The organism is Streptomyces sp. NPDC048269 (genome assembly GCF_040652395.1).
Classification (GTDB): Bacteria; Actinomycetota; Actinomycetes; order Streptomycetales; family Streptomycetaceae; genus Streptomyces.
In genome coordinates, this window is sequence record NZ_JBEZLW010000009.1 from 216,257 (window position 1) to 241,776 (window position 25,520).

Annotated in this window: 23 protein-coding genes; 11 read left to right on the top strand and 12 right to left on the bottom strand. The window is 72.9% G+C overall.

Annotated features, from left to right (window positions below; translation table 11 throughout):
- Positions 1-7: 7 nt before the first annotated feature.
- The 7 genes from AB0D48_RS13600 to AB0D48_RS13630 form a co-directional block, all read right to left on the bottom strand.
- A complete protein-coding gene (locus tag AB0D48_RS13600) occupies positions 8-1,228 on the bottom strand; it encodes a LamG-like jellyroll fold domain-containing protein (RefSeq protein WP_362394883.1) in 1,221 nt (406 codons plus the stop codon).
- A gap of 98 nt (positions 1,229-1,326) precedes the next feature.
- Positions 1,327-2,643, bottom strand: coding sequence for a two-component system sensor histidine kinase CseC (gene cseC, locus AB0D48_RS13605; protein ID WP_362394886.1), 1,317 nt, complete (start codon positions 2,641-2,643; stop codon positions 1,327-1,329).
- 10 nt (positions 2,644-2,653) lie between these two features.
- Positions 2,654-3,370 carry a two-component system response regulator CseB gene (cseB, locus tag AB0D48_RS13610; protein ID WP_362394889.1) on the bottom strand — a complete coding sequence of 239 codons (717 nt, stop codon included), beginning with the start codon at positions 3,368-3,370 and terminating at the stop codon, positions 2,654-2,656.
- A 29-nt stretch (positions 3,371-3,399) separates the two neighbouring features.
- Positions 3,400-4,038: a hypothetical protein gene (locus AB0D48_RS13615; RefSeq protein ID WP_362394975.1), complete on the bottom strand. Its 639-nt coding sequence runs from the start codon at positions 4,036-4,038 to the stop codon at positions 3,400-3,402.
- A 38-nt stretch (positions 4,039-4,076) separates the two neighbouring features.
- On the bottom strand, positions 4,077-4,637 hold the full coding sequence (locus tag AB0D48_RS13620; protein WP_362394892.1) for a SigE family RNA polymerase sigma factor: 561 nt from the start codon (positions 4,635-4,637) through the stop codon (positions 4,077-4,079).
- Positions 4,638-4,841: 204 nt separating this feature from the next.
- Positions 4,842-5,837 (bottom strand): A/G-specific adenine glycosylase, encoded by a 996-nt coding sequence (locus AB0D48_RS13625; protein ID WP_362394895.1) that lies wholly within the window; start codon positions 5,835-5,837, stop codon positions 4,842-4,844.
- Complete coding sequence (locus AB0D48_RS13630; RefSeq protein WP_362394898.1) at positions 5,834-6,472, bottom strand: phosphatase PAP2 family protein; 639 nt, start codon at positions 6,470-6,472, stop codon at positions 5,834-5,836. The genes AB0D48_RS13625 and AB0D48_RS13630 overlap by 4 nt, the downstream gene beginning before the upstream one ends.
- Before the next feature lie 223 nt (positions 6,473-6,695).
- On the opposite strand from AB0D48_RS13630, the gene AB0D48_RS13635 reads away from it, so the two are divergent.
- Positions 6,696-7,454 carry a hypothetical protein gene (locus AB0D48_RS13635; protein ID WP_362394901.1) on the top strand — a complete coding sequence of 253 codons (759 nt, stop codon included), beginning with the start codon at positions 6,696-6,698 and terminating at the stop codon, positions 7,452-7,454.
- Between the two features lie 188 nt (positions 7,455-7,642).
- Here the strand turns inward: AB0D48_RS13635 and disA are convergent, their stop codons facing one another.
- Complete coding sequence (gene disA / locus AB0D48_RS13640) at positions 7,643-8,767, bottom strand: DNA integrity scanning diadenylate cyclase DisA (RefSeq protein WP_362394904.1); 1,125 nt, start codon at positions 8,765-8,767, stop codon at positions 7,643-7,645.
- Between the two features lie 160 nt (positions 8,768-8,927).
- A complete protein-coding gene (radA, locus tag AB0D48_RS13645) occupies positions 8,928-10,331 on the bottom strand; it encodes a DNA repair protein RadA (protein WP_362394907.1) in 1,404 nt (467 codons plus the stop codon).
- Between the two features lie 146 nt (positions 10,332-10,477).
- On the opposite strand from radA, the gene AB0D48_RS13650 reads away from it, so the two are divergent.
- Positions 10,478-12,199 carry a hypothetical protein gene (locus tag AB0D48_RS13650; protein WP_362394910.1) on the top strand — a complete coding sequence of 574 codons (1,722 nt, stop codon included), beginning with the start codon at positions 10,478-10,480 and terminating at the stop codon, positions 12,197-12,199.
- Here AB0D48_RS13650 and AB0D48_RS13655 read toward each other — a convergent pair.
- On the bottom strand, positions 12,196-13,059 hold the full coding sequence (locus AB0D48_RS13655; RefSeq protein ID WP_362394913.1) for a hypothetical protein: 864 nt from the start codon (positions 13,057-13,059) through the stop codon (positions 12,196-12,198). The two genes, AB0D48_RS13650 and AB0D48_RS13655, sit on opposite strands and share 4 nt — an antisense overlap.
- A gap of 63 nt (positions 13,060-13,122) precedes the next feature.
- Here AB0D48_RS13655 and AB0D48_RS13660 point away from each other — a divergent pair, with 63 nt between their 5' ends.
- The 4 genes from AB0D48_RS13660 (at position 13,123) to ilvD (ending at position 17,789) form a co-directional block, all read left to right on the top strand.
- Complete coding sequence (locus AB0D48_RS13660; RefSeq protein ID WP_362394916.1) at positions 13,123-14,061, top strand: Ppx/GppA phosphatase family protein; 939 nt, start codon at positions 13,123-13,125, stop codon at positions 14,059-14,061.
- 272 nt (positions 14,062-14,333) lie between these two features.
- Positions 14,334-15,194, top strand: coding sequence for a sugar phosphate isomerase/epimerase (locus tag AB0D48_RS13665; protein WP_362394919.1), 861 nt, complete (start codon positions 14,334-14,336; stop codon positions 15,192-15,194).
- Positions 15,191-15,811 carry a TetR family transcriptional regulator gene (locus AB0D48_RS13670; protein WP_362394922.1) on the top strand — a complete coding sequence of 207 codons (621 nt, stop codon included), beginning with the start codon at positions 15,191-15,193 and terminating at the stop codon, positions 15,809-15,811. The genes AB0D48_RS13665 and AB0D48_RS13670 overlap by 4 nt, the downstream gene beginning before the upstream one ends.
- A gap of 127 nt (positions 15,812-15,938) precedes the next feature.
- Positions 15,939-17,789 (top strand): dihydroxy-acid dehydratase, encoded by a 1,851-nt coding sequence (gene ilvD / locus AB0D48_RS13675; protein ID WP_362394925.1) that lies wholly within the window; start codon positions 15,939-15,941, stop codon positions 17,787-17,789.
- A 31-nt stretch (positions 17,790-17,820) separates the two neighbouring features.
- Here ilvD and AB0D48_RS13680 read toward each other — a convergent pair whose 3' ends face one another.
- Positions 17,821-19,974, bottom strand: a complete 2,154-nt coding sequence (locus tag AB0D48_RS13680) for a serine/threonine-protein kinase (protein WP_362394928.1) — start codon at positions 19,972-19,974, stop codon at positions 17,821-17,823.
- Positions 19,975-20,080: 106 nt separating this feature from the next.
- On the opposite strand from AB0D48_RS13680, the gene AB0D48_RS13685 reads away from it, so the two are divergent.
- From AB0D48_RS13685 to proC, 5 genes are all read left to right on the top strand, one after another.
- Entirely contained in the window at positions 20,081-20,383 is a 303-nt protein-coding gene (locus AB0D48_RS13685) for a peptidase (protein ID WP_362394931.1), read from the top strand.
- A 137-nt stretch (positions 20,384-20,520) separates the two neighbouring features.
- On the top strand, positions 20,521-20,997 hold the full coding sequence (locus tag AB0D48_RS13690; RefSeq protein ID WP_362394977.1) for a hypothetical protein: 477 nt from the start codon (positions 20,521-20,523) through the stop codon (positions 20,995-20,997).
- 343 nt (positions 20,998-21,340) lie between these two features.
- Positions 21,341-22,135 (top strand): ABC transporter ATP-binding protein, encoded by a 795-nt coding sequence (locus AB0D48_RS13695; RefSeq protein WP_362394934.1) that lies wholly within the window; start codon positions 21,341-21,343, stop codon positions 22,133-22,135.
- Positions 22,132-22,914: an ABC transporter permease gene (locus AB0D48_RS13700; protein WP_362394937.1), complete on the top strand. Its 783-nt coding sequence runs from the start codon at positions 22,132-22,134 to the stop codon at positions 22,912-22,914. The genes AB0D48_RS13695 and AB0D48_RS13700 overlap by 4 nt, the downstream gene beginning before the upstream one ends.
- 107 nt (positions 22,915-23,021) lie before the next feature.
- Entirely contained in the window at positions 23,022-23,831 is an 810-nt protein-coding gene (proC, locus tag AB0D48_RS13705) for a pyrroline-5-carboxylate reductase (protein ID WP_362394940.1), read from the top strand.
- A gap of 40 nt (positions 23,832-23,871) precedes the next feature.
- Here proC and trpS read toward each other — a convergent pair whose 3' ends face one another.
- Positions 23,872-24,870 carry a tryptophan--tRNA ligase gene (gene trpS, locus AB0D48_RS13710; RefSeq protein ID WP_362394943.1) on the bottom strand — a complete coding sequence of 333 codons (999 nt, stop codon included), beginning with the start codon at positions 24,868-24,870 and terminating at the stop codon, positions 23,872-23,874.
- Positions 24,871-25,520: the final 650 nt, after the last annotated feature.

Genomic DNA, 25,520 nt, shown 5'->3' on the forward strand with positions numbered 1-25,520 from the left:
TGACGCCTCAGGTGAGCAGCCAGGAGTGCGACGGCTTGGTCGTCGCGCCGAGCTTGCCCGCCTCGTAGGCGGTGACCTGCTCCTGCGAGAACGCCGAGTCGTAGGTCCGGATGTTGTGCATGGCCCCCTGCCACGCGTTGATCCAGATGTTGTGGTGCTTGGACCGCCCCAGCTGGAGCGGTCCGGGGGCCTGCCAGATGCCCGGCACCGGCATCTCGCCGGCCTTCTTGCCCTCCACGTAGAGGGCGATGATCTTCTTCTCGGCGTCGTACGTCGCCATCAGCGTCGTGGCGGTCTTGAGCATGGGCAGCCCCTCGGCGGCGACGGTCCGCGTGGTCGCAGCGGCCCCCTTGTCGCCCGTCTGCACGCGGAAGATCCAGGCCTGCTTGCCGTTCACCTCGTCGAGACCCAGCTCGAACGAGAACGACTCCCCGTCGCCCTGGCTCACCGCGATCCGCCCGCCCTTGGTGGCGGAGTTGTAGACGCGAGCCGTGACGGTGAAGCTCTTCGACACGTCCACCGCCTGCTCGGCGGCCTGTGCGTACGCGTTCGCCGTCCCCTTCGAGATGATCTGGAACCGCTTGCCCACCGGCCCGATCTGCGTGTCGGGGCCCAGCCGGATGCCGATCTTCCCGTTGCTGTCGCGCAGCAGGGTCGCGTCGCCCTCGACGGTCGGGGAGTACGGCGCAGGCGACTTCGACCCGGACGTCTCGCCCGGTGAGGCGGACGCCGACGCGGACGGGTTGTCGTCCGCCCCGTCCTGCTTCCCGTTGTCGCCGTTGAGCAGGAAGAACGTTCCGCCACCGGCCAGCAGCGCCAGTACGGTCACCCCGCCGCCCAGCATCCACATCCGCTTCTTGCGCCGCTCGGCCGCGGAGCGGTCGGCCAGGGCCTCCCAGTCCGGCTGATCGCCGCCCGGTATGCCGGGCACCGGCGACTGGGCCGGGGACCACGGGGCCTGCTGCGCCGCCGGGTCCTGCGCGTACGGGTCCGGCTGGTGCGGGCCCTGCTGGTACGGGTTCGGCTGCCCGGGCTGCTGCGGATAGCCGTAGCCACCGCCGCCCTGGGCGGGCGCCCCGGGCGGGAAGCCGTAGCCGCTCTGCGCCGTCGGGCCGGGCGGGAAGCCGTAGCCGCCCTGGGCGGGCGGTCCCGGCGGGAACCCGTAGCCACCACTCCCCGGGGCGGGCTCGGGCTGCGGGTTGCTCTGAGGATTCGTGCCGTCGGTCATGCCACGGATGCTAAGTCACGACCCCCCGGCCCGTACCGCCCGGGACTGACTCGGACGGCGGCCGGCCCGGTTTCCCGCCGGGTATCAGGGGACAGCCCTCAGCCCTGGGGCAGTTTGATCACCGGGAAGCTTCCCGTGGTCGTCGGCGCGTGCTCGGGCAGCCACAGCACCGCCACCGCGCCGGCCGCCGCGCCCTCGCGCTCCGAGCCGCCCGGGGCGGCCACGTTGCGGAAGGTCAGCCGGGCGCCCAGCACCCGCGCCTGCCCCTCCGCGATGGTCAGCCCCAGCCCGTGCCCCACGCCCGCGCGGTCCGTCGACCCGGTCCGGAACCGGCTCGGCCCCTCGCGCAGCAGCGCCTCCGGGAAGCCCGGCCCGTGGTCCCGGATCCGTACGACCCGGCCCTCGACGTCGACCTGGACCGGCGGGCGCCCGTACCGCGCGGCATTGGCCAGCAGGTTGCCCAGGATCCGCTCCAGGCGGCGCGGGTCGGTGCTGACGATCTCGTCCGCGACGATCCGTACGGAGGCCTCCGGCATCAGCGCCCTCACGCGCCGGCTCACAAACTCGCCCAGTGCCACTTCCTGGAGCTCCGCACGCTCGGACGCGCTGTCCAGCCGGGCCACTTCCAACACGTCCTCGACCAGCGCGCGCATCGCCTGCGCCCGGTCCCGCACCAGCTCGGTCGGCCGCCCCGGAGGCAGCAGTTCCGCGGCCGTCAGCAGGCCCGTCACCGGCGTCCGCAGCTCGTGTGCGATGTCCGCCGTGACCCGGCGCTCGGCCTCCAGCCGCTGCTGGAGGGCATCGGCCATGGCGTCCACGGCACGGGCGAGGTCGTCCGTCTCGTCCCGTACGACGCCCCCGACCGCGTCTCGTACCCGCACCTCGGGATCCCCGTGCGCCACCCGCTGAGCGGCCGCGGCGGCCTTGCGCAGCCGGCGGGAGATCTGCCCGCCGATGAGCACGCCCAGCGCCGAGCCGCCGATCACCACGGCGAGGGAGCCGACGACCAGCGCCCGGTCCAGGTCGCGCACCATGTTGGCGCTCTCGCGGAACTGCGTGTGCAGCGACAGCACCTGCCCGTTGCCGAGCGGCACCGCGGCCCACACCTCGGGCGCCCCCTTCGCGGACTCCTGGATGTACGTCCCGCGCCGCCCGGAGCGCGCCTTCTCCCGCAGCTGCGCGGGCAGTTCCGGGTCGTTGAGCTTGGCGCCCATGGGAGGCTTGCGCCCGGCCTCGGCGTTGCGGGAGATGAACTGCACGCGGTCCAGCTGCACCTCGCGGGCACTCTCCAGCATCGACACGCGGGCAGCGCTGTGCACCACCAGGCTCAGTGCGACGGCGGTGAGCGCGCCCACGGCGGCGATGGCGAGTGTGATCTTCCAGCGGATCCCCGTGCGCAGGGTGAAGCGCCTCATGCCCGGTGCCTCAGGCCTTCAGCTTGTATCCGAAGCCTCGGACCGTCTCGATCCGGTCCTGCCCGATCTTGGTGCGCAGCCGCTGGACGTGGACGTCGACGACGCGGGTGTCGCCGCCCCAGTCGTAGTCCCAGACCCGCTCCAGCAGGCGGTCGCGCGACAGCACGGTGCCGGGCGCGGAGGAGAACTCCAGGAGCAGCCGCATCTCGGTCGGGGTCAGCGCCACGGCCGCGCCCGCCTTGCGCACCTCCATGCCTTCCGTGTCGACCTCCAGGTCGCCGAAGGAGAGCACCCCGCGCTCCGCGTCCTCGTCCTCGCCGTTGCCACCGCCCGGGCCGCCGTTCCGGCCGCCGCCTGCGTGGCCGAACCGGCGCAGCACCGCGCGGATCCGGGCGACGAGGACCGAGCCGTCGAAGGGCTTGGTGACGTAGTCGTCGGCGCCCGCCTCCAGGCCCAGAACCACGTCGATGGAGTCGGCGCGCGCCGACAGCATGATCACGGGGACGGTGGACTCGTCGCGGATGCGACGGCACAGGCTCACGCCGTCCATGCCGGGGACCATCACGTCGAGCAGGGCGATGTCGGGCCGGTCCGCCCGGAAGGACTCCAGGCCGGACAGGCCGTCGGGCATGGCGGTGACCACGAACCCGTCGCGTTCCAGCGCCAGGGTCGTGGCCTCACGGATGACGTCGTCGTCCTCCACGAACAGGACATGGGTCTCGGCCATGCGGAAGCCTCGCCTCGGTTCTTCGGTACTCAGTTCTTCTGGGTCGTGGCCGGGGCGGGCTGGCTCCCGCCGTCGACCACGTTGCTGTACTCGGAGTGCACGCGGTCCTGCTCGGTGAACTTCTCCCCGTTCCAGCGGTACGTGATCACGTCCTCGCCCGACGGATAGGCGAGCGCGTCGCTCTTTCCGTACACCTGCTTCGTGACCACCAGGTCGCCCCGGTCGATCTCCGCGTAGACGGGCGGCTGCTCGTCCGAGAAGACATTCTCGTACGTCGCGCCGTCCGCGCGGTACACGTACGAGCCCCGCCCCAGGGCGTCGGCGCAGGACAGGACGTTGACCACGATGTCGACGACGGTGCTGCCGGTGACCTTCCCGTAGCTCACGTCCACCGGGTAGTCCTTGCCCGTGCAGGGCTTGAGGTCCCGTTTGATCTCGGCGCTGACCTTCGGGTCCGCCTTCAGGAGCGCCACCGGGTCGACCTTCTTGACGGGCCCGCCGGAGGCGGCCGCCGAGGCCGAGGAGGCGTCGGGGGAGGGGGCGTTGGGCGTGGTCTTCGCCACGGAATCGGTCCGTGCGGGGCCGCCGTCGCGCAGGCCCGTGCCGCCCGTGGCGCACCCGACCGCGAACACGGCAGTGCCGACGAGGACGACCGTCCCCGCCGACATCAGGACCAGCGAACCCCTGCCGGTCAGAACTTGGCCATTCAGGCCGCGCACCGCTCACGCCCCTCGTACCGGATGGTGTGGTCACCGCGTTCCAGCGCGCGCATGTCCAGGTCCCGGCTCTCCAGTTCCTGCCGGAGGCGGGCCAGCGCGCGATGCAGAGTGCTCTTCACGGTACCCGCGGACATCCCGAGTGCCGCGGCCGTCTCCTCGGTGCTCATCTGCTCCCAGTGTCGCAGCACGACCACGCTGCGCTGCTTGGGCGCGAGCACCTTCAGGACGTCCATCAGCAGGGCGCGGTCGGCGCGCTGGTCGGAGCCGTCCTCGACGGAGGCGTCCGGGAGCTGCTCGGTGGGGACCTCTTCGAGCTTGCGGGCGCGCCACCACTCGGTACGCGTGTTGATCATGACCCGGCGGAGGTAGGCGTCGGCCAGGGACTTGTCGGCGATGCCGTCCCAGCGGCCGTAGGTGCGGACGAGGGCGGTCTGCAGGAGGTCCTGCGCGTCGGTGGGGTCCGGGACCAGGCGCCGGGCGCTGCGCAGCAGTGCGTCCTGCCGAGTGCGTACGTACTCCTCGAATTCGAGTACCTCGCCGTGCGCCATCTCAGACCGCCTCCGTTCCGACCAACCGACCAACCGCTCAACCGCCCTCTTACGGATCCGAAGGTACGGAGGGGTTGTCACGGGCCTGTGCGGGCCAGCCTTCGATGGGCGCACGGACACCCATAGGTTGTGTAACAGTGCCCGTGAGCTGCGGTTTCCCGGCTGGAAACGGAATCTTCGACTCAGTTTCCAGCCGGGTGTGGATCAGGTCCGGGGAAGGCGGTAGCGCCCGCCCTCGAGCGGTTCCACCAGACCGTCGGAGACCAGGCCGTCGAGCGCCCGGGCGCGTTGCACCGGCTCCTCCCAGACCGTGTCGAGCACGGCCTGCGGGACAGGGCCCACCGCCTCCCGGAGCACGGCGAGCAGCCTGCCGCGCACCTGCCGGTCGGTCCCGGCGTACGTCTGGGCCCGCCGCGGCGGGCCCTCGTGCGCCGGCTTCCCGGCGAGGCGCCACGCGCACAGCCCGGCCACCGGGCAGCGGGCGCAGTCGGGGTTCTTGGCGGTGCACACCAGAGCGCCGAGCTCCATCGAGGCCGCCGCCCAGCGCGCCGCGGTGTCCTCGTCCCCGGGCAGCAGGGCCCGGGCCAGACGCCGTTCGGCGGCGGTGGTGGCGTTCGGCGGGTACTCGACCCCGGTGGCGGTGCGCGCGAAGACCCGCCGGACGTTGGTGTCGAGCACGGCGTGCCGCTGCCCGTACGCGAAGGAGGCCACGGCGGCCGCGGTGTACTCGCCGATCCCGGGCAGCGAGAGCAACTGCGCGTGATCCCGCGGTACGTCGCCCCCGTGCCGCTCCGTTATCGCCACGGCCGCGCCGTGCAGCCGCAGGGCCCGGCGGGGGTAACCGAGCCGCCCCCACGCCCGTACGGCTTCGCCGGGGGCCTCGGCGGCCAGGTCGGCGGGCCGGGGCCACCGGGCGAGCCACTGCTCGTACACCGGCAGCACCCGGCTGACGGGAGTCTGCTGGAGCATGAACTCGCTGACCATGACCCCCCAGGGGCCGGCCTCGGGGCGGCGCCAGGGCAGGTCGCGGGCGTGCTCGTCGAACCACGCGATGACGGGGGAGTGCAGCGGGTGGGGGACGGCGGGGGACTCGGGGGAGCCGGCGGTGCCGGCAGACCCGGGGGACTCGGCAGACCCGGGGGACCCAGGGGACTCGGGGGACTCGGGGGTTTCGGGGGAGGAAGTGGGGGATGCAGTCATGGCACTCGGCATCCTGGCACGTTTCGGGTCTGCCGCGCCGGGCCCGGGCCGGTGAACCAGACAGCGGCGCGGACCCCGCTCGCCCGCATGGCGGCGATGATCGTACAGACGGGACCGGCGAGCGCCAGGACGGCGAGGGCGGCCAGTGAGCCGCCCAGCAGCAGGCCCATCGCCACGTCGTGCGGGTAGTGCACGCCGACGAAGACGCGGGAGAAAGCCATCAGCAGCGCGAGCGGCACGGTCAGCAGCGCGAGGCGGCGTACGGCCAGGGCCAGTGCGATGGCGGCGGCTCCCGCGAGGGCGGAGTGGTTGCTGGGGAAGGACCAGTCGCCGGTCGGCGGGCACGGGAGCAGCGAGGCCGCGGCCCCGGCGACGGCGCGGCAGGGCCGCTCCTCGTCCACGGTGGACTTCAGGGCCTCCGAGGCGGCGTACGCGGCGGCGGTGGCCGGCGGGGCCAGGACGGCCAGTGCGACCGACCGGGGGTCCTGCCCGCGGGAGCGCCACCAGACGGCCAGGAAGAACACTCCGAAGAGCAGCAGCCCGTACTCCGTCCAGCCCTCGAACACCGACCGCACCCAGGTGGGGGTCCGGTGGGCGAAGCCGGTGATGTCGAGGTAGAGGTCAGAACTGTTCATGGTCACCGACCGTACGCAAGCGCGACCGGCCCCCGCGTCAGACTCTTGGCCGATTCCCGGCGGTCCCGGTTGCGCCCGCAGGATGATCATCGCCAAAACAAGTCCGCTGTGCGGCATGTGGGGCACTGATCGGGTCCCGGACTCTCGTAAAGTTCCGTCCGTGGGATCTCTGCGCAATCCGGTCGGGCCGCTCCCCTCCTCCATCTACTGGCGACGGAGGGCTGTGCTGGCTTCCGTTGTCGCGCTCCTGGCACTCCTCGCCGTATGGACCGTCAGTTCCGGCGGCGGGAAGACGAGTACGAACGGAAAGGGCCGGGGCGGCGGCAAGGATCCCGTCACCACGATCACGCCCGGGCCGGCGGGTACGGGTCCGGCGATCAGTCAGGCCCCGGGCGGACGCGCGGAGTCGGGCGGCGGCAGCGCGGGTGCGGGTGCGGCTGCGGGCGGGGCTGGCGGTTCCCAGGGCGGGGGCTCCACGGACTCGGGCAAGAACAGCGATCCCGGCAGCGGTACGGGCGCCTCCGGCGCGGGCTCCGGCTCGGGCGGCGCGGCCCCGGTCCCGGCGGACTCGGCCCTGCCCACCTGCGCGCCGGCCGCGCTGCAGTGGGAGGTCAAGAGCGTGAAGAACGAGTACGAGGCGAACGAGAAGCCCCGCCTCGAACTCGTCGCCCGCAACATCGCCGGCACCACCTGCAAGGTCGACCTCGGCCCGAAGCAGGCGGTCCTGACCATCCTTCAGGCGACCAGCGGCAAGCCGGTGTGGTCCTCGGCGGACTGCCCGACGGGCGCGGGCAACGCGTTCTACCGCGTCCCCGCGCAGGGCGAGACGAAGCAGTCGCTGGAGTGGGACCGCCGGTTCAGCGCGGCCGACCAGTGCCAGTCGCCTCCGGCGGGGTCCGCAGCGCCGGACACGTACGTGGTGGAGGTCAAGTCCCCGGGCATGCCGGTGGCCCGAACCTCATTCGTCCTCAAGCAGAACTAGCCCCTCCGGGCAATCCGGCCCCGCCGGCGTGTGGGGCGGGGGGTCTGGGGCGGAGCCCCAGCAACGGCGGGGAAGCCGAAGTAAGTCCCCCGGGCCGCGGCGCAGCCCAGGGGCAACGGCGGGGACCGAAGTCCCCCGGGCCGCGGCGCAGCCCAGGGGCGGGGAAGCCGGAGTCTCCCCCGGCCGGATTAGACGTACCGCTCCAGGATCGACGACTCCGCGAGCCGGGACAGGCCCTCGCGCACGCTACGGGCACGGGCCTCGCCGACTCCGTCCACCGCCTGCAGGTCGTCCACACTGGCGGCGAGCAGCTTCTGCAGGCCGCCGAAGTGCTCCACCAGCCGCTCGATGATCGCCCCCGGCAGCCGGGGAACCTTCGCCAGCAGCCGGTAGCCCCGCGGCGACACCGCCGAGTCCAGGGTCTCCGGCGACCCCGTGTACCCCAGCGCCTTCGCCACGATGCCCAGCTCCAGCAGCTCCGGATGCGTCAGCGCGTCCAGCGCCGGCAGCGCCTCCTCCACCGTGCGGGAACGCTTCGCCGTCGGCTCCGGCACGTAGTCCCGGATGACCAGCTCCCGCTCCTGCTCGATCCCGACCGTCAGCTCGTCCAGCTGCAGCGACAGCAGCCGCCCGTCGGTGCCCAGCTCGACCACGTACTCGGCGATCTCGGTCGCGATCCGGCGGACCATTTCCAGCCGCTGCGCGACCGCCGTCACGTCGCGGACCGTGACCAGGTCCTCGATCTCCAGCGCCGACAGCGTGCCCGCGACCTCGTCGAGCCGCAGCTTGTACCGCTCCAGCGTGGCCAGCGCCTGGTTCGCCCGCGACAGGATCGCGCCTGACTCCTCCAGGACCCGCCGCTCCCCGTCCACGTACAGCGCGATCAGCCGCATCGACTGCGACACCGAGACGACCGGGAACCCGCACTGCTTCGAGACGCGGTCCGCAGTGCGGTGACGCGTACCGGTCTCCTCGGTCGGGATCGACGCGTCCGGCACCAGCTGCACACCGGCCCGCAGGATCTTGGTGATGTCCTTGTCGAGGATGAGCGCGCCGTCGAGCTTGCACAGCTCGCGCAGCCGGGTCGCGGTGAACTCCACGTCCAGGACGAAACCGCCGGTGCACATGGCATCGACCGCCTTGTCCATGCCGAGGACGATGAGCCCGCCGGTGTTGCCGCGGACGATCCGCTCCAAGCCGTCACGCAGTGGCTGACCAGGTGCGACCGCGCTCAGCGAGGCGCGCATCATGGCCTCCTGCTTGGAGCCGGCGCCCGACTTGCCGGAGGCTGCTGCCCCGTCCTTGGCTGCCACTGCACTCCTCCGGTCGCGGGTTGCGCCGCCCTGCGCCGCGGGCACGAAGGCGTGCGTACGGCCGGGCGGACCAGCCCAAAGTCTACCGGCGCGCGCCACGGCCCCGTCGTGGCTTGGCCAGGTACGGCCCGCGAGGACCCCGTAAGGACTGTCTGACCAGCTACTCCTTGGCCGCCGGAGTACGGGAACGGCCGCGCGGCAGCACCCGGAGCGCGTCGCCCATGTCGGCGACCTCGATGACCTTCATCCCCGTCGGCACCTTGCCCGGATCCGACGGCACGAGGGCGTGCGTGAAGCCGAGCCGGTGGGCCTCCGCGAGCCGCCGCTGCACGCCGGTCACCCGCCGCACCTCGCCCGCCAGGCCGACCTCCCCGATCGCGACGAGGTTCTTCGGCAGCGGGACGTCACTGGCTGCGGAGGCCAGCGCGAGCGCGATCGCCAGATCGGCGGCCGGCTCGGTCAGCTTCACCCCGCCCACGGTGGCGCTGTAGATGTCGCGCTTGCCCAGCGCGGTGATCCGGCCGCGCTGCTCCAGCACCGCCAGCATCATCGAGACGCGCGAGGTCTCCAGACCCGACGTGGTGCGCCGGGGGGAGGGGATCTGCGAGTCCACGGTCAGCGCCTGCACCTCGGCGACCAGCGGGCGCTTGCCCTCCAGGGTCACGGTCAGGCAGGTCCCGGGCACGGCCTCGGCGCGCCGGGTCAGGAACAGCCCGCTCGGGTCCGCGAGCCCGGTGATCCCCTCGTCGTGCAGCTCGAAGCAGCCCACCTCGTCGGTTGCCCCGTACCGGTTCTTGACGCCGCGCACGAGCCGCAGCCGGGCGTGCCGGTCGCCCTCGAAGCTCAGCACCACGTCGACCAGGTGCTCCAGCAGGCGGGGGCCGGCGATCGCCCCGTCCTTGGTCACGTGGCCGACGAGGAGGGTGGACATCCCGCGCTCCTTGGAAGCGCGGATCAGCGCTCCGGCGACCTCGCGCACCTGGGCCATGCCGCCGGGCGCGCCGTCGATCTCGGGGGAGGCGACTGTCTGTACGGAGTCCAGGATCAGGAGGGAGGGCTTCACGGCGTCGAGATGCCCGAGCACCGCGGAGAGATCGGTCTCGGCGGCCAGGTAGAGGTGGTCGTTCAGCGCGTTGATCCGGTCGGCGCGCAGCCGCACCTGGCTCGCGCTCTCCTCACCGGTGACGTACAGGGTGCGGTGCGCGTCGCTGGCGGCCTTCGCGGCGACGTCCAGCAGCAGCGTCGACTTCCCGACGCCGGGCTCCCCGGCGAGCAGCACCACGGCGCCGGGCACGAGCCCGCCGCCGAGTACGCGGTCCAGCTCGTCCACCCCGGTGCTGCGCGCGGTCGCCGTCCTGCCGTCGACCTGCGCGATCGGCACGGCGGCGGTCGACACCCGGCCGGCGGCGGTGGTCCGCACGGCGGGCGCGCCCATTTCCTCGACGGTGCCCCACGCCTGGCACTCGGGACACCGCCCGAGCCACTTCGCGGTCGTCCAGCCGCATTCGTTGCAGCGGTAGGACGGCCGGTCCTTGGCGGATGAACGAGCAGTGCGGGCAGCCATGCCGCTCACGGTAGCCGCAACCGCCGACAGCGCTGTCGGCGAGCCGACAACACCGGTGTCAGCAGGGCACCGATCTGTTCACCCGTAAGGGCTAATTGTGGTGAAGGCTTCCGGGAGGTCACCGGCGTGCCGCCTACGGTCGCCAGGTGAACAGCAGCAACCAGGCACACTCCTCACCGCGCACCGGCGCACACCGGGCGCACGGGTGCACGCCCCTCGAAGGGGAGCAGCCGCACGCGTTCCGGCACGAGCCCTACCTGGACGGCCTGTTCACGTACTGCCTGTCGGTCCTGTGCGACCACGACACCGCCACCGACGTGCTGGGCGGCGTACTCGCCGTGGCCGAGCGGTATCCCGGCCGCTGTCCCGACGACGGGGACCGGCGGGCCTGGCTGTACGCGCTCGCCCGCTGGGGCTGCCTGCGGCGGCTGGCCGAGCAGCGGCACGCGCGGCAGGGAGCGCATTGCGCCCGGCGCGCGCCGGAGCGCATGGATCCCGGCCGTGCGCCGGGTGCCGACACCGGCTCCGGCACCGACCCCGACCGCGTCCCCGAGGCCCGCCGCACGCTTGACGTGAGCGCCTACCGCCGTACCGAGCTGGCCCGGCTCGCCTGGCCGGAGGCCGCCGGGACCACTCCCGAGCAGCGCGAGGCGCTGGAGCTCGCCGTCCGCCACCGTCTCGACGTCACCGAGCTGGCCGCCGTCCTCGGCACGTCCGAGGCCGCCGCCCGCGAGCTCCTGTCCGGCGCCGCCTGCGAGGTGGAGCGCACCCGCGCCGCCCTCGCCGTCGTGGAGACCGGTGGCTGCCCCAGCGTCTCCCGGCTCACCGGCGACGGACAGGTCCTGCTGTCCACCACCCTGCGCGCCGAGCTCGTACGGCACGTCGACGACTGCCCGCGCTGCCGCCGCGTCGCCGAACGCGTGGGCGCCGGGGCCCCCTGGCCCGGCTCCGCCGTCGAGACGGCCGCCCTTCCGCTGGTCCCCGCCCCCCGCACCGCCGTCCACGCGGTGATGGTCCGCTCGGGCCGCGGCCGCCGTCGCCCCGGGCCACGCTTCGACCGCACGGGCTTCCCGATGGACCCCAAGGACCACGCGGCCCGCCGCGACCGGCTGCGCACCCGGGCGGTGACCACCACCGTGGTCGCGACCGTCGTCGCGGCCCCGGTCCTGGCCCTGTGGGCGGCCTACCGCGGCGCGCCCACCACCGGCGAGGCCGTGGGCGGCGACGCCACCCGCATCTCCGCGAGCGAGTCCGAGATCCCGCTGCCGCACGTCGGCGGCCGCCCGCTGACCGCGTACGAGAACGCGGGGAACGCCGCTGCGACCGCGAGCCACCCCGGCTTCGCCCCGGGCCTCGCCGAGCCCGACGTCTCCGTCCAGGTGATCAGCACCGGACCCCCGGCGACCCCCGAACCGGGCCGTCCCGGCGCCCCCGGCCGTCTCACCGTGACCGCGTCCTCCCACGGCGCCACCACGCTGATCACCCTCACCGCCTCCGGCGACAGCCCGGTGGACTGGCGGCTCTGGTCCGACGCGCCATGGCTGCGCGCGAGCCGGACCGCAGGCACGCTGGCCCCCGCAGAATCGGTCACCCTGCGGATCGCCGTGGACCCCGAGGCGCAGCCCGTGGGGGCCTGGTCGGCCAGGGTGGGAGTGGATCCCGGCGGCGCGGTCGTCGCCGTCCGGGGCCGCGGGCGCCCGGCACCGACACCGGAGCCGCCGTCGACCCCGGCTCCCACGCCCACGCCGACCCCGACGCCCACGCCGACCCCGACCCCGACTCCGACGCCCACGCCGACGGAGCCCGCGACGCCGACACCGACCTCAGGAGGAACGGTTTCCCCGGAGCCGTCGGTTTCCCAGGCCTAGACGGGATCGGCCGGGTGCGGGGCCATCGGCAGCAGCGAGGCCAGCCGCGCCTCGCACAGCTTCACCAGCGCCTCGTACCCCTCCTTGCCCATCAGCTCCGTCAGCTCCGCGCGGTACGACACGTACACCGGGTCCCCGGCGCCGTGCGCCGAGGTGGCCGACGTGCACCACCAGTGCAGGTCGTGGCCGCCCGGACCCCAGCCGCGGCGGTCGTACTCGCCGATCGACACCTGGAGCACGCGGGTGTCGTCGGGCCGGTCGATCCAGTCGTAGGTACGGCGGATCGGCAGCTGCCAGCAGACGTCCGGCTTGGTTTCCAGCGGCTCCTGGCCGCTCTTCAACGCCAGGATGTGCAGCGAGCAGCCGGCCCCGGCGGGGAACCCCGGCCGGTTCAGGAAGATGCACGCGCCGTCCCAGCGGCGGGTCTGCTTCTCCCCGTCGTCGTCCAGCTGCGTCCACCCGGTCTCGCTGCCGACGTCGTGGAACTGCCACAGCTCGGGGGTCAGCCGGGCCACGTGCGTGGCGACGCGCTTCTCGTCGTCCTCGTCGGAGAAGTGCGCGCCGAGCGTGCAGCAGCCGTCGTCGGCCCGGCCCGCCTGGATGCCCTGGCAGCCGCTGCCGAAGATGCAGGTCCAGCGGGAGGTCAGCCAGGTCAGGTCGCAGCGGAAGACCTGCTCGTCGTCGGCCGGATCGGGGAACTCCACCCAGGCCCGGGGGAAGTCGAGGCCCTTCTCGTCGGCCGCGAGCGCGGCCTTGGCCTTGGCCTTGCCGCCGTCCGCGGCCCTGACCTTGGCCTTGTTGTCGTCGGTGCCCTTGTCGTTCTTCGACCGGGTCTTGTTGGCCTTCTTCGTATTTGGCACAAACCCAAGCCTAAGCGCCCCTCACGCAACCCCTCCGTGTTCCTCGCAGTAGCGTTTCCCCCTATGAGACTCGGTGTCCTTGATGTGGGTTCGAACACGGTCCACCTGCTGGTGGTCGACGCGCACCCCGGCGCGCGCCCCCAGCCCGCGCACTCGCACAAGGTGGAAATGCGGTTGGCGGAGCTCCTCGACGAGCACGGAGCCGTCACCCCCGAGGGTGTCGAGCGTCTCGTCGCGGTGATCACCGACACGGTGCACGCCGCCGAGGACAAGGGGTGTGAGGACGTACTCCCCTTCGCGACCAGCGCCGTACGGGAGGCCAGGAACGCGGACGAGGTCCTGGCGCGGGTGAAGGCCGAAACCGGTGTCGACCTGCCCGTCCTGAGCGGCGACGACGAAGCGCGGCTGACGTTCCTCGCCGCGCGCCGCTGGTTCGGCTGGTCGGCCGGGAAGCTGCTGGTCCTCGACATCGGCGGCGGCTCGCTGGAGATCGCGTACGGCATCGACGAGGACCCGGACGCGGCCGTCTCCCTGCCGCTGGGCGCGGGCCGCCTGACGGCGGGCTGGCTGCCGGGCGACCCGCCTGACGCACTGGACGTCAAGGCGCTGCGCAGGCACGTACGTGCGGAGATCGCGCGCACGGTCGGCGAGTTCCGCCGTTTCGGGACCCCGGACCACGTGGTGGCGACGTCGAAGACCTTCAAGCAGCTGGCCCGCATAGCGGGCGCGGCCCGCTCGGCGGAGGGCCTCTACGTGCAGCGGGACCTGACCCGGAAGTCCCTGGAGGAGTGGGTCCCCCGGCTGGCCGCGATGACGACCGCCCAGCGCTCGGCCCTGCCGGGCGTCTCCGAGGGCCGGGCGAACCAGCTGCTGGCGGGCGCGCTGGTCGCGGAGGCCGCGATGGATCTCTTCGGCGTCGACGACCTGGAGATCTGTCCCTGGGCGCTGCGCGAGGGCGTCATCCTGCGCCGGCTGGACCACCTGCCGACGGGGAACGGCTAGCACGGGCAAGGGGCGGGACGTCCTCGGACGAGGGCCGGCCGGCCCGGGGCGCGGGCCCGGACGGCCCAGGACGCGTGTCGGGACGGCCCGGGAGGAGGGTCGCGAGGCCCCGGGACGCGTGTCGGGACGGCCCGGGAGGAGGGTCGCGAGGCCCCGGACGCGCGTCGGGACGCCCCGGGGTGAAGGTCGCGAGTCCTCGGGAGGAACGTCGCGAGTCCCCGGGATGAGGGGCGGGAGGCCCCGGGAGGGCGCCGGGCCCGTACCCTGTCCCCGTGGCAGAACCAGTCCGCATCCCGACCGCGAAAGTCGCCCTCTCCACCGCCTCCGTCTATCCGGAGTCCACGGCGACCGCCTTCGAGATCGCCGCGCGCCTCGGCTACGACGGCGTCGAGGTGATGGTCTGGACGGACCCGGTCAGCCAGGACATCGACGCCCTGCGGCGGCTGTCCGACCACCACCAGGTGCCGATCCTCGCCGTCCACGCGCCGTGTCTGCTCATCACCCAGCGGGTCTGGTCCACCGACCCCTGGACCAAGCTCCAGCGCGCCCAGGCGGCGGCCGAGCGGCTCGGCGCGTCCACCGTCGTCGTGCACCCGCCGTTCCGCTGGCAGCGCCAGTACGCGCGTGACTTCGTGACCGGGATCTGGCGGATGGCCGACGAGACCGACGTCCGGTTCGCCGTCGAGAACATGTACCCCTGGCGCTACCGCGACCGCGAGATGCTCGCGTACGCGCCCGAGTGGGACGTGACGAAGGACGACTACCGGCACTTCACCGTCGACCTGTCGCACACCGCGACCGCCCGCACGGACGCGACCGCGATGATCGACCGGATGGGCGAGCGGCTGGCCCATGTCCACCTCGCCGACGGAAACGGTTCGGCGAAGGACGAGCACCTGGTCCCGGGGCGCGGTACCCAGCCCTGCGCCGAGCTGCTGGAACGGCTCGCCCGCACGTCGTTCGACGGGCACGTGGTCATCGAGGTCAACACGCGGCGCGCCATGTCCTCCGCCGAGCGCGAGGCGGACCTCGCCGAGGCCCTGGCCTTCACCCGCCTGCACCTCGCCACCGCCACCTCGCCCCCCTCGCCCACCACCGCCACCAACAGGCGCGACCGCGCCCGCAGGCCGTGACCGAGCCCGTGCGGCCGCGCCGCCGCGGCCCCGGCCGCCCCCGCCAGGACGAGGCCGACGAAGGCCCCGGCACTCAGGAGCGCATCCGCCTCGCCGCCCGCTCCGAGTTCGCCGCGCGCGGCTACGACAAGACCTCCGTACGCGGCGTCGCCAAGGCCGCCGGCGTGGACCCGGCCCTGGTGCACCACTACTTCGGCAGCAAGGAAGACCTCTTCGCCGCCGCCATCGAGCTCAGCATGGAGCCGGCGATGGTGGTCCCGGCGATCCTCGGCGAGGGCCCCGAGGGCATCGGCGAACGCCTGGCCCGCTACTTCCTCGGCGTCTGGGAGAACCCGGTCACCCGGGTCCCGCTGCTCGCCGTGATCCGGTCCGCCCTCACGCACGAGGCCGCCGCGAAGGTCCTGCGCGGGCTCGTCCTGCGCCGCGTCCTGGAGCGCGTCGCCGCAGACCTGGACGTCCCCGACCCGACCTTCCGCGCGGAGCTCGCCGCCTCCCACATGGTCGGCATCGCGATCCTGCGCTACGTCGTCCAGGTCGAGCCCCTCGCGTCCGCCGACCCCGAGGACATCGTCGCCCTGGTGGCTCCGACCCTGCAGCGCTACCTGACCGAGGAATGAGCCGTCCGTCCCGGCATGCGGACTTGCTGTCCGTATCGCGGGCCAGGGGCGTAGCCTCGTAACTGATTCATATCTACAGTCGTGGCCGCCCCCGCAAGGCCGGCCGCACTCATGGGGAGTGAACCCGATGCCCGAGCTGAGGTCCCGCACCGTCACACACGGCCGCAACATGGCGGGCGCACGCGCCCTTATGCGTGCGTCGGGCGTAGCGAGCGAGGACATCGGCAAGCCGATCATCGCGGTCGCCAACTCCTTCACCGAGTTCGTCCCCGGCCACACCCACCTGGCCCCGGTCGGCCGGATCGTCTCCGACGCGATCCGCGCCGCGGGCGCGATCCCCCGCGAGTTCAACACCATCGCGGTCGACGACGGCATCGCCATGGGCCACGCCGGCATGCTCTACTCCCTGCCCTCCCGCGACCTGATCGCGGACAGCGTGGAGTACATGGTCGAGGCCCACTGCGCCGACGCCCTGATCTGCATCTCCAACTGCGACAAGATCACCCCCGGCATGCTGATGGCCGCCATGCGCCTGAACATCCCGGTGGTCTTCGTCTCCGGCGGCCCGATGGAGGCCGGTCAGGCCACCCTCGTCGACGGCACCGTCCGCAAGCTCGACCTGATCGACGCGATGGTCGACGCCTCGAACGAGAACGTCTCCGACGAGGACGTCCTGCGCATCGAGGAGAACGCCTGCCCGACCTGCGGCTCGTGTTCCGGCATGTTCACGGCCAACTCGATGAACTGCCTCGCCGAGGCGATCGGCCTGGCCCTCCCCGGCAACGGCTCGGTCCTCGCCACGCACACGGCCCGCCGCGCCCTCTACGAGGACGCCGGCCGCACGATCGTCGAGATCACCAAGCGCCACTACGAGCAGGACGACCACTCCGTCCTGCCGCGCTCCATCGCCACCCGCGAGGCCTTCGAGAACGCCATGGCCCTCGACATCGCCATGGGCGGCTCGACGAACACGATCCTGCACCTCCTGGCCGCCGCGCAGGAGGCGGGCCTGGACTACGACCTCAAGGACATCGACGCCGTCTCGCGCCGCGTCCCGTGCCTGTCCAAGGTCGCGCCGAACGTGGCGCCCGGCGGCACGTACTACATGGAGGACATCCACCGCGCCGGCGGCATCCCCGCCATCCTGGGCGAGCTGCACCGCGGCGGACTCCTGAACAAGGACGTCACCTCGGTCCACTCCACCAACCTGGAGGACTGGCTGGCGAAGTGGGACGCCCGCTCCGGCACGGCCTCCGAGGAGGCCATGGAGCTGTGGCACGCGGCCCCCGGCTGCAAGCGCTCCGCCACCGCCTTCTCCCAGTCCGAACGCTGGGAGACCCTCGACCTCGACGCCGAGGGCGGCTGCATCCGCTCGGTGCAGCACGCGTACTCCAAGGACGGCGGCCTCGCGGTCCTCAAGGGCAACATCGCGGTCGACGGCTGCGTGGTGAAGACGGCCGGCGTCGACGAGTCGATCTGGACCTTCGAGGGCCCGGCGGTCGTCTGCGAGTCGCAGGACGAGGCCGTCGACAAGATCCTCCGCAAGGAGATCAAGGAGGGCGACGTCGTCGTCATCCGCTACGAGGGCCCGCGCGGCGGCCCCGGCATGCAGGAGATGCTCTACCCGACCTCCTTCCTCAAGGGCCGCGGCCTCGGCAAGTCCTGCGCCCTGGTGACCGACGGCCGCTTCTCCGGCGGCACCTCGGGCCTGTCCATCGGCCACGCCTCCCCGGAGGCGGCCTCGGGCGGCACCATCGCCGTCGTCGAGGACGGCGACCGCATCCGCATCGACATCCCGAACCGCTCCATCGAACTCCTCGTCGACGAGGCCACCCTGGCGGCCCGTCACGAGGCCCTGGGCGGCGTCTACGCCCCCAAGAACCGGGACCGCAAGGTCTCCGCGGCCCTGCGCGCCTACGCGGCGATGGCCACCAGTGCCGACAAGGGCGCGGTCCGCGACGTCTCCCGCCTGGGCTGACCCGCACGACCACCGAACCCCGCCGGGCGCGTCACCACCCGGCGGGGTTCGCCGCGTCTACGGCGAACACGGACCCGTCGGGCGCGGACGCGTACAGCCGCCCGTCGGCGACGACGGGCGCGGGAAGTGTCCCGCTGACGACGCCCCCGCTGCCGCCCATCCGGGGCTTCGTCTGGCCCACCAGCCGCCCGGCCTTCGCGTCGACGGCGAGCAGCCGCCCGTCCGACGCGGTCAGGTACAGCCGTCCGTCCGCGGCCACCGGCCGGGAGGAGAGGGCCGTGCCCGTCTCCAGCCGCCACACCTCCTCGGCCGCTCCCACGGCCGCCAGCCCACCCGAGGTCCCGGTGACGTACACGGTCCCGTCGGTCCCGACCGCGGCCTGCGCATCGAAGAGCGGCGCCGTCAGCGGGAGTCGGAGCACGGCACGGGTCGACAGGTCCACCCGCACGACCGCGTCGGTCTTGGCCTCGGCGTCCTTGTCCAGCAGGTACATCCCGCCCCGCGCCGCACCGACCGGCCGCAGCCGCCCTTCGGCCCTGCTCTGCCAGAGCAGCGTGCCGTTCCGCGGGTCCACCGCCGCGAGCTGTGTCGAGCCCGTGCCCGATCCGGATGCCGCCACGTACAGCACGGGCGGTTCCGAGCCCGCCGGGTCGGCCCACCAGACGGAGCCGGGCCCGCCGACCTGCTTGGTCCACCGCGGGGAGCCGTCGGACGGTTCCAGCGCGGTGAGGGTCCCGTCCGCCGCCGCGATCAGCGCTTTCCCGCCCGTGGCGATCACGCGGGTGCCGCCCGGCAGGCTCCGCTTCCAGCGCTCGGCGCCCGTACCGGGGTCCAGTGCCCGGAGCACTCCGCTGCCCGGTGCCACCACGAGCACGAGCCCGCCCGCGTACAGGGGGGTGCTGTCCGTGCTGCTCCAGGACCCCTGCGCGGCGTTCGGCACGGACCACAGGACCGTGCCGTTCGCGGGGTCCAGGCGGGCAACGGCCACCCCCGGCGCCGAGCAGTAGAGGGCGGCCGCCTCCCACGCGCACACCGGGCTACGGCCCCCGGCCCCCGGCTTGGCCAGTGGCGCGGCCCAAGGGGCGAATCCCGTGGGCGCCGCCGGTGCCGTCGCCGCGGCCTGCCGTACGGGCGGCTCGCCCGACCCCCCGAACCGCAGGTATCCGCCGACCGCGCCGCCGGCCAGCAACAGCCCCGCCCCCGCCGCCGCGGCGAGCCGCATCCACCGCCGGCCACCGCGACCCGCCGCCATTGCCGCGGATTCCGGTTCCGGTGCGGGTCCGGCGGGGATCCGGTCCCGCCGGTGCGTGACCTCCTCGGCCGGGACCGGCCGGCGCGGCTGCGGAATGAATGCCTGGGTGTCCTCGCCCGTCCGGTAGGCGATGGCGCGCATTTCCGAGATCAGCGCCTCGGCGGTCGGCCTCTCCGCGGGATCCTTCGCCAGGCACCGGGCCACGATCGGCACGAGCCGCGACGGCAGCCCCGTCAGGTCGGGCTCGGCGTGCACGACCTGGTACGCCACGAGGTAGTGGCTGTCGGAGTCGAACGGCCCGCGCCCGGTCGCCGCGTGCACCAGTACCGCACCCAGCGCGAACACGTCCGCGGCCGTCCCCACGTCCCGGGGCCGCTGGAACTGCTCCGGCGCCATGAAGGGCGGCGTCCCTATCAGCTTGCCCGTCTCGGTCCGCAGATCGCTGTCGGCCGGCCGCGAGATGCCGAAGTCGATGACCCGTACCCCGTCCGGGGCCATCAGTACGTTGCTGGGCTTCAGGTCCCGGTGCACGACCCCGGCCCGGTGGATGTCCCGCAGGGCCTCCGCCAGCCCGGCCGCGAGCCGGGTCAGTTCGACGGGGTCCAGCACGCGTTCCCGTACGCGCTCGGACAGCGTCGGGGAGTCGATGAACAGGGTGGCCATCCACGGCCGTTCGGCGTCCGGATCGGCATCCACGACGGGCGCGGTGAACGCTCCGCTCACCCGCCGTGCGGCGGCGACCTCCTGCCGGAACCGCGCCCGGAATTCGGGGTCCACCGCGTGCTCGGCATGGACGACCTTGACGGCGAGTTTCAGCCCCGACCCGGAAGTGGCCAGGTGGACGACGCCCATGCCGCCGGAGCCGAGTACGGACTCGAGCCGGTACTGCCCGGCGTACTCCGGGAACCCCACGTCCGTACGCAGCGAATGCACCGCTCACCACCCCCGCCGGAGCCTAGCCGATGGCCCGTGCGAACATCCAAGGGCTTGCTACTCTGCGCGCGTTGCGCAGAGCAACACCCAAGGGGGAAGTTTTCGCATGTCAGTTGAGAACGATTCAAGCCAAGTCCAGGGCCTCGACGCCGCATCCGGATACCAGAGGTTTCCGGTCGCGCCGGGCTACAGCCTCAACGTCCGCAGCGGTCCGGGGACCAATTACTCCATCGTCGACGTGCTGCCGGTCGGCGCGATCGTCTCCGTCCGTTGCCAGTGCCCCGGCACGACCGTCAGCGGCCCGTACGGCACGACGAACCTGTGGGACTGCATCGGCAACGGAGAGTTCGTGTCCGACGCCTACGTGAAGACGGGCAGCGACGGCTACGTCGCCCCGCGCTGCGGCTGACGGACAGGGAAGTCCGACCAGCCCGTCTGACACGTGAGACACACCCGGCCCGCCCGGCCCGGCGGTGGATAATCGCTGGTGTGAGCGACGACCAGCGAGACCAGACCCCCGCCGAGCCGGCCGCGCAGGCCCCGGCGATCCCCGCCGGACCCGAGCCCGAGCCGATCCGCTACTTCGGCACCACCTGGGTGAACCACGACGGCAACTACGCCCTGCGCCGCGCCGTCGTCGCCGTCGGCTCGCTGGTCACCGCCGTCGCCGCCGCGTTCCTCCTGCGCTTCGCCTACGAGGGCCTGGAGATCGGCAACGTCGGCCCCTTCCTCAGCATCTCCGTCGTGGTCCTCTTCGCGGTCGCCAGCTCCATCGCCTTCGCCAAGACCTGGGACTCCTTCAGCCGCCGGCCGGCCCCCTCCTCCGACGAGGCGGCCCTCAAGGGCCTGAAGGCGATCGGTTTCATCGGCTCCCTCATCGCGTACTTCCTCCGCTGCCTGGTCGAGGCCCCGGGCGAGAAGCTCCGCCGCGCCGAGTACGAGCGCGCCAAGGCCGACTTCGCCCGCCGCCGCCGTGCCCGCACCGGCAACCCGGCCGCGCGCCGCCCGAAGCGCAAGAAGTAGCCCGCCCCGGCCCGCCGGCCCCGGCCGCCCAGCCGGCCACGGCTCCCCGGTCCGGCGGCCCCCCTCCGGTCCGTCGGCCCCCGGCCCGCCGGTCTGTCCCCGGTCCGCCGGTCCCCGGCCCGGCCCACGGTCCCCGGTCCGCTGGCTCCCGGTCTGCCCCGGTCCCCGGGCCCCCTGGTCCGGCGGCCCCCTCCGGCCCGTCGGCCCCCGGCCCCCCGGTCCGCCGGGCTTGTTCCCGGTCTTGCCGCCCCCCGGTCCGCCGCCGCCCGGCCCCGGTCCGTCCCCACTCGCGATCCGCCCGGGCGATTGACGCCCCGGCACAGCCAGGAGCATTATTCATCACATGATGAATAATCGGCCCGAGGGTGCACCACCCGCCGTGCACGCCCACGGCCTCACCGTCCGCCGCGGCACCGGCCGCACCCCCCGCACCGTCATCGACGGCATCGCCTTCGACGTCCCCCGCGCGCGCATCACCGGCCTCCTCGGCCCCTCCGGCTGCGGAAAATCCACCCTCATGCGCGCAGTCGTCGGCACCCAGGCCCACGTCACGGGCACCCTCGATGTCCTCGGCCGCCCCGCCGGCCACCCCGAACTCCGCCACCGCATCGGCTACGTCACCCAGGCGCCCTCCGTCTACGACGACCTCACCGTCCGGCAGAACCTCGACTACTTCGCCGCGATCCTCGACCCCGGCCGCGCCGCCGCCGACCGCCGCCACGCGACCGTCACCCGTGCCATCGCCGACGTCGACCTCACCAGCCACGCCACCGCCCTCGCCGGCAACCTCTCCGGCGGCCAGCGCAGCCGCGTCTCCCTCGCCGTCGCCCTCCTCGGCACCCCCGAGCTCCTGGTCCTCGACGAACCCACCGTCGGCCTCGACCCCGTCCTGCGCCGCGACCTGTGGAACCTCTTCCACGACCTCGCCGCCACCCGCGGCGCCACCCTCCTGGTCTCCTCCCACGTCATGGACGAAGCCGAGCGCTGCCATGACCTGCTCCTCATGCGCGAAGGCCGGATCCTCGCCCAGGACACCCCCGACGTCCTGCGCAGTCGTACCCACTCCGCCACCGTCGAAGAGGGCTTCCTGCGCCTCGTCGACGAGGCCGACGCACTCTCGCGGGAGACACAGCGATGACCGCCACGACGACCACGACCGCCCCGTCCACCGCGAGCGCGATGAGCGCGGCCCGCACCGCCGCCACCGCCGCCCGCGTCCTGCGCCAGCTGCGCCACGACCCGCGCTCCATCGCGCTGATGCTCCTGGTCCCCGTACTGATGCTGACGCTGCTCCGCTTCGTCTTCGACGGCAGCCCCCGCACCTTCGACAGCATCGGCGCCAGCCTCCTCGGCATCTTCCCGCTCATCACGATGTTCCTGGTGACCTCCATCGCCACCCTGCGCGAGCGCACCTCCGGCACCCTGGAACGCCTCCTCGCGATGCCCCTCGGCAAGGGCGACCTCATCGCCGGCTACGCCCTCGCCTTCGGCGCCGTCGCCGTCGTCCAGTCCCTCCTCGCCACCGGCCTGGCCCTCTGGATCCTCGGCCTCGACGCCGTCGGCTCTCCGTGGCTGCTCCTGCTCGTCGCCCTGCTCGACGCGCTCCTCGGCACCGCACTCGGCCTCTTCGTCTCCGCCTTCGCGGCCTCCGAGTTCCAGGCCGTCCAGTTCATGCCGGCGGTGATCTTCCCCCAACTGCTCCTGTGCGGCCTCTTCGCGGCCCGCGACACCATGCAGCCCGTCCTCGAAGGCCTCTCCGACGTCCTGCCCATGTCGTACGCGGTCGACGGCATGACCCAGGTCCTCACGCACACCGACATGACCGCCGACTTCGTCCGCGACGCCGTCGTCGTCGCCGCTTGCGCCCTGCTCGTCCTCGCCCTCGGCGCGGCCACCCTCCGCCGCCGCACCCCCTGAGGCCCTGACCACGACCCGGACACAGCCCCGCCCCTCCGCGTGCGAGTGCAAGGATGAACACGTACCCCCAAACACGTGCACACACAGTTCGGCGAGGTGGATCGGGCATGACCCAGACAGTCGCAGTCCTCGGTACCGGCAAGATCGGCGAGGCCCTGCTCAGCGGGATGATCCGGGGCGGCTGGCCCGCCTCGAAACTCCTCGTCACCGCCCGCCGCCCGGAACGCGCCGAGGAACTGCACTCCCGCTACGGCGTCGAGGCCGTCAGCAACGCCGAAGCCGCCAAGCGCGCCGACACCCTCATCCTCACCGTCAAGCCGCAGGACATGGCCAAGCTCCTGGAAGAGCTCGCCCCGCACGTTCCCGCCGGCCGCCTCGTCATCAGCGGCGCCGCCGGCATCCCGACCTCCTTCTTCGAGGAACGGCTCGCGCCCGGCACCCCCGTCGTCCGCGTCATGACGAACACCCCCGCCCTCGTCGACGAGGCCATGTCCGTCATCTCGGCCGGCAGCCACGCCACCGCCGCGCACCTCCTCCACACCGAGGAGATTTTCGGCGGCGTCGGGAAGACCCTGCGCGTCCCCGAGTCCCAGCAGGACGCGGCCACCGCCCTCTCCGGCTCGGGACCCGCGTACTTCTACTACCTCGTCGAGGCCATGACCGACGCCGGAATCCTCCTCGGCCTGCCCCGCGCCCAGGCCCACGACCTCATCGTCCAGGCCGCCATCGGCGCCGCGGTGATGCTCCGCGACAGCGGCGAGCACCCGGTCAAGCTCCGTGAGGCCGTCACCTCCCCGGCCGGCACGACGATCAACGCGATCGTCGAGTTGGAGAAGCACGGCGTACGGGCGGCCCTGATCGCCGCCCTCGAAGCGGCCCGCGACCGCAGCCGCGAACTCGCCTCCGGCAACAGCTGATCGCGCCGTACGGGCCCCCGAGCCGGGGGCCCGTACCCGCTCACGGCGCCAGCAGCCCGATGGCCTCGTACGCCCGGTCCACCACCGGCCGCGCCAGCTCCCGGGCCCGCCCGGCACCCTCCCGCAGCACCTTCTCCACCTCCGCCGGATCGGCCGCCAGCTCGGCGTGCCGCTCCCGGACCGGTCGCAGCAGCTCGACCACGGCGTCGGCGACGTCCCGCTTGAGCGCGCCGTACCCCGTGTAGTCCCCGGCGAGCGCCACCGGATCGCCGCCCGTGCAGGCGGCGAGGACGTCCAGCAGGTTCGCGACGCCGGGCCGAGTCTCCCGGTCGTAGACCACACCGCCGTCCCCGCTGTCGGTGACGGCCCGCATCACCTTCTTGCGGACGACCTCGGCCTCGTCGAGCAGATACACGATCCCCGCGCCGCTCTCGTGCGACTTCCCCATCTTCGAGGTCGGGTCCTGCAGGTCCATGACCCGCGCGGCCACCGCCGGAAGGGTCGGCTTCGGCACGGTGAAGGTGTGTCCGTAGCGCTGGTTGAACCGCACTGCGAGATCCCGGGTCAGCTCGACGTGCTGCCGCTGGTCCTCACCCACGGGAACCTCATCGGTCCGGTACGCCAAAATATCGGCGGCCATCAGCACGGGATAGGTGAGCAGGGACAGCCGTACGCCGTCCCCGGAGGCCTGGGCCTTCGCCGCCTTCTCCTTGTACTGGATCATCCGCCGCAGTTCGCCGTCGGTGGCGGTGCACTCCAGCAGGTATGCCAGCCGCGTGTGCTCGTCGACGTGGCTCTGCACGAACAACGTGCACCGCTGCGGATCCAGTCCGGCGGCGAGCAGCAGAGTCGCCGCCTGCCTGCTGAGCCGCCGTACGCGCGCCGGCTCGTGCTCGACGGTCAGCGCGTGCAGATCGACGACGCAGAACAGCGCCTCGTCGGGCTCCTGGTCGGTGGCGACCCACTGCCGTACGGCCCCGAGGTAGTTGCCCAGTGTCAGGTGCCCGGTCGGCTTGACCCCGCTGAAGATCCTCGTCATGTCCTGCTCTCCCTTGTGTGTGAGTGGTGTCGAGGTCACCGCGTCGGGCGACCGAGCCACTCCCGGGGAGGGAGAAACAAAAACGGCCGCCGTAGCGGCGGCCGTGAGCGCATGCGTGCTCGTGTTGCAGTCGGCCGCCGTCAGGCGGCCCACCAGCGGAGGTTGAGCGTGAGCGCATGCGTAGTCATGGGCCCAGAGTAGACCGAGCGGGCTGGGGATGCGGTGAGATTTGCGGGCCTCGCCCCGCTGGTCAGCCTGGGGTTGACACAGGTGTGCCCGATCCGTAAGGTTCTTCGAGTTGTCCGCAGTGAGCGCCGACCCCGGTCGGTCCCCGGACAGCCATCCCGCACCACACATTCGAACGAACGACGCATTCCGTCGTCTCGTTTTCATGCGTATTTGCGAATGAGGAATCTGCGTCCGAGGACGCTGCCGCCGATTAGGTTCGGGGGCAAGGAATCCGCTACTGTCTCACTCGCCGAGGGGCCCAACAGCCTCGAAGCAAATACCCGCTGACTGGGAGTCAGGCCCGAAAGGATCTGATAGAGTCGGAACCGCCGGAAAGGGAAAGCGCGAAAGCGCAGGACCTGGAAAGCACCGAGGAAATCGGGCCCGAAAGAGTCTGATAGAGTCGGAAACGCAAGAACACA

What these genes read in the sequence shown, in the direction of transcription:
- AB0D48_RS13625 (WP_362394895.1), bottom strand. Translation starts at nt 5,837, where the DNA reads ATGACTGCATCCCCCACTTCCTCCCCCGAAACCCCCGAGTCCCCCGAG.
- AB0D48_RS13615 (WP_362394975.1), bottom strand. Translation starts at nt 4,038, where the DNA reads ATGTCGGCGGGGACGGTCGTCCTCGTCGGCACTGCCGTGTTCGCGGTC.
- AB0D48_RS13620 (WP_362394892.1), bottom strand. Translation starts at nt 4,637, where the DNA reads ATGGCGCACGGCGAGGTACTCGAATTCGAGGAGTACGTACGCACTCGG.
- cseC (WP_362394886.1), bottom strand. Translation starts at nt 2,643, where the DNA reads ATGAGGCGCTTCACCCTGCGCACGGGGATCCGCTGGAAGATCACACTC.
- trpS (WP_362394943.1), bottom strand. Translation starts at nt 24,870, where the DNA reads ATGACGAGGATCTTCAGCGGGGTCAAGCCGACCGGGCACCTGACACTG.
- proC (WP_362394940.1), top strand. Translation starts at nt 23,022, where the DNA reads ATGACCCAGACAGTCGCAGTCCTCGGTACCGGCAAGATCGGCGAGGCC.
- cseB (WP_362394889.1), bottom strand. Translation starts at nt 3,370, where the DNA reads ATGGCCGAGACCCATGTCCTGTTCGTGGAGGACGACGACGTCATCCGT.
- AB0D48_RS13685 (WP_362394931.1), top strand. Translation starts at nt 20,081, where the DNA reads ATGTCAGTTGAGAACGATTCAAGCCAAGTCCAGGGCCTCGACGCCGCA.
- radA (WP_362394907.1), bottom strand. Translation starts at nt 10,331, where the DNA reads ATGGCTGCCCGCACTGCTCGTTCATCCGCCAAGGACCGGCCGTCCTAC.
- AB0D48_RS13700 (WP_362394937.1), top strand. Translation starts at nt 22,132, where the DNA reads ATGACCGCCACGACGACCACGACCGCCCCGTCCACCGCGAGCGCGATG.
- AB0D48_RS13695 (WP_362394934.1), top strand. Translation starts at nt 21,341, where the DNA reads ATGATGAATAATCGGCCCGAGGGTGCACCACCCGCCGTGCACGCCCAC.
- AB0D48_RS13660 (WP_362394916.1), top strand. Translation starts at nt 13,123, where the DNA reads ATGAGACTCGGTGTCCTTGATGTGGGTTCGAACACGGTCCACCTGCTG.
- ilvD (WP_362394925.1), top strand. Translation starts at nt 15,939, where the DNA reads ATGCCCGAGCTGAGGTCCCGCACCGTCACACACGGCCGCAACATGGCG.
- AB0D48_RS13600 (WP_362394883.1), bottom strand. Translation starts at nt 1,228, where the DNA reads ATGACCGACGGCACGAATCCTCAGAGCAACCCGCAGCCCGAGCCCGCC.
- AB0D48_RS13630 (WP_362394898.1), bottom strand. Translation starts at nt 6,472, where the DNA reads ATGAACAGTTCTGACCTCTACCTCGACATCACCGGCTTCGCCCACCGG.